The sequence below is a fragment of the Paraburkholderia sp. RL17-347-BIC-D genome, from assembly GCF_046027915.1.
Classification (GTDB): domain Bacteria; phylum Pseudomonadota; class Gammaproteobacteria; order Burkholderiales; family Burkholderiaceae; genus Paraburkholderia.
On record NZ_JARESS010000296.1, the window covers coordinates 1 to 279 of the forward strand.

Genomic DNA, 279 nt, shown 5'->3' on the forward strand with positions numbered 1-279 from the left:
CGCGAAGGGCTTGCCCGTGGGCGCCGAGTGACACGCGATGCAGTCGCCGGCCCGCGCGAGATATTGGCCGTGCGCGATCAGCGCCGCGTCGTTCAGGTTCTGTGGCGCTGCCGCGTGCGCGGCCAGTGTGGTCATGCCCAGCACAGCCGCCGCGCCCACGCGTTTGATCGCCTGCGTGAGGCGCTGGATATCGGTCTTCTTCGTCATACGCTCACCAGCGGCCCGGGGTTCTTCAGATACTGCGTGCGGATCGCCCGCGCCGACCAGTAGGCCAGCGCC

1 pseudogene is annotated in these 279 nt (G+C 69.5%); it reads right to left on the reverse strand.

Annotated elements, in window-relative coordinates:
* Positions 1 to 207, reverse strand: a pseudogene (locus P0D96_RS48650) (cytochrome c); the annotation flags it as partial.
* Positions 208 to 279 lie beyond the last annotated feature (72 nt).